Here is a 4,930-nt window from a genome sequence, read left to right on the forward strand (position 1 = left end):
GGGGGCCCGCCGGGTCGGGGGGGGGCCCCCCCACGCGCGCACAAACCGATTTCCCGCGGGCCGCGCTGTGTCGGCCCGGGGTGGCGCCCCAACCCGGCGGGCTTTTGCCATCACCGGCGAGCGTAGGAGCGGACTTTGTCCGCGATGATTTCCCGTCCGCTGAGCGGCTTCAGGCCAATCGCGGACGAAGTCCGCTCCTACGCGCCTTACTGGGCCTGGCGCAGCCGCTTGAGCTCGGTGCCCAGCCAGGCGCTGGCGTCCTGCTTGCCGGCCGGGCAGTCCACCTGGTAACGCTGGCCGCTCATGCTGCTCTTGGTCGCGGCGCGTTCGATGAAGTCTTCCGCGCTGCTGACCATATCCTTGTTTTCCAGGTAGTCCAGCTTCTTCTGCAGGTGCGCGCGCGCCTCGGCAGCCGGGTATTCGCTGCCGTTGCGGATGAACTGGCAACCGCTGTGTTCGACGAAGTCGAGCAGTTGGGTGATCTCCTGCTGGGCCTTGGCGTCGACGGCGGCCTGGGTGCCGGCAGCGACGAGCAGGAGGGGAACCAGGAACGAGCGAAGCAAGCGTGAACGGGGCATAGCGATTCCTTGCCGGATGCGTGGGCCGCCGATTATGTCAGCGGCTGCAGGCGTTCGCCGAGGCGACCGTTGTCTACCAGTTCAAGGAACTCGTCACCCATCCGCCGGCTTTCGTCCATCGCCTTGCGCCAGTAGCGCTCGCGGCCGGCGTCATCGCCCAGGTAGCGGTGGAAGTCCTTCCGGTCCGGCAGCTTGTTGTGCGGCAAGCGCGCCAGGTAGTCCTTCGACGGGGCGAGCAGCAACACGTCCTGCAGCCGGCCGGCGTCGCCACGGCGCCAGGGCAGGCCCTTGTCGAACCAGCCGGGGATGACCTTGTCGGTGAAGTGCGGATACAGCACCACGCCTTCGGGCTGGTAGGGCAGGTCCAGGTGGTAGTCGAGCAGGCCGCCATCACGGTAGGTGCCGGGCCCGGCGCCGGGGATGTCGCGCACGCCTTCCATGACCATGGGAATGGACCCGGAGGCGAGCAGGGCGTGGCGCAGGTTGGCCAGGTCCAGGTGCAGGTAGCGCGAGGGGAAATCCGACAGCGACTCCAGTGGCGGTGCTCGGCGGGCATCGTGGATGATCAGCCGCTCGAAATGCCGGTGCAGGTGGCGGCGGCCGACCAGGTTGTCGCGGATCACCGCACCCAGGCCCAGGCCGAGGTGGGTCTTGCCGTCCTGGGCCAGGCGGCCGTGGCTCTTCACCACCACGACGTTGAGGCGGTACCAGGGGTTGTCCAGCACGCTGGCATCGTGGCCGTCGAGCAGGTCATCGAGCATCTTCGCGCAGCTTTTCGACACATCGCTGATGCTCGCCTTGCGGGCGAAGCGCTGCTGGGTATAGAGCTCGCCCAGGCGGCGGATACCTTCGGCCGGGTCGGGCAGGCAGGCGCTGGCGAAGCGCCAGGAGCCGATGGAGGCGCCGATCAGCGAGCGCTCGCGCGGCGCGCGCGGCAGCCATTCACCGAACAGGGCGAGGTCCAGCCCCTGGATGCCCAGCGCCTTCGGGCCGCCGGCGGCGCCCGGGAGAATGCCGACATCGGCCGGGGACAGGCCCTGCGCGCGGATGCGCTGGAACGCGCGGCGTCCGGCCTTGAGGGTGAGGGCAGGGGTCTTGATGTGGATGGCGGTCATGCGGGCCTCGCTTTGGCAGGCCGCGATTATAGAGCCTGTGCAGGGGATTCAAGGATATTTCACGGGGTGAATGTCTGTTGCCGATTCAGCTTGAGTTAAGTCCTTCGCCTTAGCCTGACAGCCGTGAAAAGCTGATGAGGTACGCTCATGAAATGGCTGCTGATCCCCCCTGCGTTCTGTGCCGTGCTGCTGGGCAGCGGCGTTGCCATGGCCCGCGACATCGGGCCTGACGAGGCGCTGCGGCTGCGCGATGCGGGGACCATCCGCGACTTCGAGGCGCTCAACCGCACCGCGCTGGCCAAGCACGCCGGCGGTTCGGTGTACGATAGCGAACTCGAGCTGGAACATGGCCGCTATCTGTACAAGGTCGACCTCAAGGACGCCCAGGGCGTGAAATGGGATGTCGAGCTGGATGCGGTCACCGGCGAAGTCCTCACCGATCACCAGGATGACTGATGAAGACCGTTCTGCCGCGCGCGGCGCTGCTCGGCCTGGCGCTCGCTGCCTTCGCGGGCGTCGCCCAGGCCCATGACCTGAGCCAGGACGAAGCCCTGCGCCTGAGCAAGGAAGGGGTGATCCGTCCCTTCGAGGAAATCCTCCCCGCCGCGTTGAGCCGCTACCCGGGCTCGCGCCTGCTCGAAGCCGAGCTGGAGAAGGAGCACGACACCTACATCTACGAAGTGGAGCTGCTGACCACCGAGGGCGTGGTGCGCGAACTGGAACTGGATGCCCGCAACGGCCGCATCCTCAAAGATAAGGAAGACGACTGATGCGCCTGCTGCTGGTGGAAGACCACGTACCCCTGGCCGATGAACTGCTCGCCACCCTGACCCGCCAGGGCTACGCGGTGGACTGGCTGGCCGACGGCCGCGACGCTGCCGTGCAGGGCGCCAGCGAGCCGTATGACCTGGTGATCCTCGACCTCGGCCTGCCGGGCCGGCCGGGGCTGGACGTACTGCAGGAGTGGCGCGGCATGGGCCTGGCCACGCCGGTACTGATTCTCACCGCGCGCGGTTCCTGGGCCGAGCGCATCGACGGCCTGAAGGCCGGCGCCGACGACTACCTGACCAAGCCGTTCCACCCCGAGGAATTGCTGCTGCGCATCCAGGCGCTGCTGCGCCGTGCCCGTGGGCTTGCCAACCAGAGCCAGCTGGAAGTCGCCGGCCTGAGCCTGGATGAGTCGCGCCAGTGCGTGCAGCAGGGCGGCAAGGAAGTCGACCTGACCTCCGCCGAGTTCCGCCTGCTGCGCTACTTCATGCTGCATCCTGGCCAGTTGCTGTCGAAATCGCACCTGGCCGAGCACCTGTATGACGGCGAGACCGAGCGCGACTCCAACGTCATCGAGGTCCACATCAACCACCTGCGCCGCAAGCTGGGTCGCGAGATCATCGAGACCCGCCGTGGTCAGGGCTACCGCTTCACCGGCAACGGAGTCGCCCGTTGATGTCGATCCAGCGCCGGCTCGGGCTCGGGCTCGGCGTGGTGCTGGTGGTGATCGGCCTGGCCCTGGCCCAGACCGGCCTGTGGCTGTTCGATCAGGGCTTGCGCCGCTATCTGCTGAACGGCCTGCAGGACGAGGCGGAAAGCCTGCTGGTGGGCATCACCCGCGGCCCGGCCGGGCTGCAGCTCGACGGCCAGCGGGTGGACGCAGTGTACGAACGGTTGTTCTCCGGGCGCTACTTCGTCATCCGTTTCGACGACCAGACCTGGCGCTCGCGCTCGCTGTGGGATAACGAGTTGAAGCTGCCTTCGCGGAAGGGTCTCGCCAGGAAGCTGGAAGAGGGGCCGGAGGATCAGCACCTGCTGGTCTATCGTGGCGACTACAAGCGCTACGGTAAGCAACTGAGCATCGTGGTGGCGCAGGACTACACGCCGATCCTCAAGAGCTTCCATCGCCTGCGCAACATCGGCCTGGGTGCCGGCACGCTGGCCTTGCTGCTGATCCTGGTGTTCCAGGGCTTCACCGTGCGCCGCGCCCTGCGCCCGCTGGAGCGGGTACGCCAGCAGATCGCGCAGTTGCAGGAAGGCCAGCGCAGCCAGCTGGACAGCCAGGTGCCGCGCGAGCTGGAACCACTGGTGGAGCAGGTCAACCATCTGCTCCAGCACACCGAAGATACCTTGCGCCGCTCGCGCAATGCTCTGGGCAACCTGGGGCACGCGCTGAAGACGCCGCTGGCGGTGCTGATCAGCCTCGCCGACCGCGCGGAGCTGCGCGAGCACCCCGAGCTGCGGCAGGTCTTGCAGGAGCAACTGGAGCAGATCGAGCAGCGCCTGGCGCGCGAACTGGGGCGCGCGCGCCTGGTGGGCGAAGCGCTGCCCGGCGCGCATTTCGATTGCGATGCGGAGCTGCCGAGCCTGTGCGACATGCTCAAGCTCATTCATGGCGACCACCTTGCCATCGACTGGCAGGCACCGCCCGCGACGCGCCTGCCGTACGACCGCGAAGACCTGCTGGAGATGCTCGGCAACCTGCTGGACAACGCCTGCAAATGGGCTGATGCCCAGGTGCGGCTGACGGTGGAGAAGGGCGCGGACGCCTACCGGTTATGCGTGGACGATGATGGCCCCGGGATTGCCGAGGACCAGCGTGACAGTGTGCTGGAGCGGGGCACGCGGCTGGATGAGCAGGTCGCCGGGCATGGCCTGGGCCTGGGCATCGCGCGGGATATCGCGGCAGCCTGTGGCGGGAGCCTGACGCTGGAAAGCAGTGCGCTGGGTGGGCTGCGGGTGATGGTGGAGTTGCCGCGCCGCAAGGCCTGATGTGGCTCCTGGGAGCTTGTGCCGTGCGGTTCGCGAGCAAGCTCGCTCCTACAGGGTCACTCCGGCTTGATTTTGTAGGAGCGAGCCATGCTCGCGAACCAGATCTGGCGCCGGCGTTACCGGCGGATCGCGGGCATGGCCCGCTCCTACAGGGTCACTCCGGCTTGCTCTTGTAGGAGCGAGCCATGCTCGCGAACCGGATCTGGCGCCGGCGTTGCCGGCGGATCGCGGGCATGGCCCGCTCCTACAGGGTTCGGGGTGGCTCAGACCCGGAACTGATCCATCAATCCCTGCTGGTGGTTCGCCAGCTTGTTCAGCGACTGGCTGACCTGCGCCGATTCCTGCGCCTGGCTCGACAGCGATTCGGTCACATCGCGGATGCCGGCGACGTTGCGGTTGATCTCCTCCGCCACCGCGCTCTGTTCCTCGGCGGCGCTGGCGATCTGCAGGTTCATGTCGGTGATCACGCTGACCGCC

The 4,930-nt window shown here is 67.5% G+C and carries 6 protein-coding genes and 1 pseudogene; 4 read left to right on the forward strand and 3 right to left on the reverse strand.

Going from position 1 to position 4,930, the window contains the following annotated elements; genetic code table 11:
- Nucleotides 1-206: 206 nt before the first annotated feature.
- Both ACNFIA_RS31805 and ACNFIA_RS31810 read right to left on the reverse strand, forming a co-directional pair.
- Nucleotides 207-578 (reverse strand): DUF5329 domain-containing protein, encoded by a 372-nt coding sequence (locus ACNFIA_RS31805; protein WP_416790979.1) that lies wholly within the window; start codon nt 576-578, stop codon nt 207-209.
- A 32-nt stretch (nt 579-610) separates the two neighbouring features.
- Complete coding sequence (locus ACNFIA_RS31810) at nt 611-1,693, reverse strand: patatin-like phospholipase family protein (RefSeq protein WP_416790980.1); 1,083 nt, start codon at nt 1,691-1,693, stop codon at nt 611-613.
- A gap of 147 nt (nt 1,694-1,840) precedes the next feature.
- Between ACNFIA_RS31810 and ACNFIA_RS31815 the strand changes: the two genes are divergently transcribed.
- From ACNFIA_RS31815 to ACNFIA_RS31830, 4 genes are read left to right on the forward strand one after another with little or no spacing between them, the layout of a single operon-like run.
- Entirely contained in the window at nt 1,841-2,149 is a 309-nt protein-coding gene (locus tag ACNFIA_RS31815) for a PepSY domain-containing protein (protein WP_416790982.1), read from the forward strand.
- Complete coding sequence (locus ACNFIA_RS31820) at nt 2,149-2,463, forward strand: PepSY domain-containing protein (RefSeq protein WP_259755136.1); 315 nt, start codon at nt 2,149-2,151, stop codon at nt 2,461-2,463. The genes ACNFIA_RS31815 and ACNFIA_RS31820 overlap by 1 nt, the downstream gene beginning before the upstream one ends.
- The gene (locus ACNFIA_RS31825; protein WP_416790983.1) at nt 2,463-3,137 is read left to right on the forward strand and encodes a response regulator transcription factor; all 675 of its coding nucleotides are present in this window, start codon (nt 2,463-2,465) and stop codon (nt 3,135-3,137) included. The genes ACNFIA_RS31820 and ACNFIA_RS31825 overlap by 1 nt, the downstream gene beginning before the upstream one ends.
- On the forward strand, nt 3,134-4,453 hold the full coding sequence (locus tag ACNFIA_RS31830) for a sensor histidine kinase (protein WP_416790984.1): 1,320 nt from the start codon (nt 3,134-3,136) through the stop codon (nt 4,451-4,453). The genes ACNFIA_RS31825 and ACNFIA_RS31830 overlap by 4 nt, the downstream gene beginning before the upstream one ends.
- A gap of 263 nt (nt 4,454-4,716) precedes the next feature.
- Here the strand turns inward: ACNFIA_RS31830 and ACNFIA_RS31835 are convergent.
- Nucleotides 4,717-4,930, reverse strand: a pseudogene (locus ACNFIA_RS31835) (hypothetical protein); the annotation flags it as partial.

The sequence above is a fragment of the Pseudomonas sp. NY15437 genome, assembly GCF_048068435.1.
In the GTDB taxonomy this organism is placed as follows: domain Bacteria; phylum Pseudomonadota; class Gammaproteobacteria; order Pseudomonadales; family Pseudomonadaceae; genus Pseudomonas; species Pseudomonas nitroreducens_B.

Bases quoted from the DNA above. Each gene is read 5' to 3' on its own strand.
- ACNFIA_RS31815 (WP_416790982.1), top strand. From the start codon at position 1,841: ATGAAATGGCTGCTGATCCCCCCTGCGTTCTGTGCCGTGCTGCTGGGC.
- ACNFIA_RS31810 (WP_416790980.1), bottom strand. From the start codon at position 1,693: ATGACCGCCATCCACATCAAGACCCCTGCCCTCACCCTCAAGGCCGGA.
- ACNFIA_RS31820 (WP_259755136.1), top strand. From the start codon at position 2,149: ATGAAGACCGTTCTGCCGCGCGCGGCGCTGCTCGGCCTGGCGCTCGCT.
- ACNFIA_RS31805 (WP_416790979.1), bottom strand. From the start codon at position 578: ATGCCCCGTTCACGCTTGCTTCGCTCGTTCCTGGTTCCCCTCCTGCTC.
- ACNFIA_RS31825 (WP_416790983.1), top strand. From the start codon at position 2,463: ATGCGCCTGCTGCTGGTGGAAGACCACGTACCCCTGGCCGATGAACTG.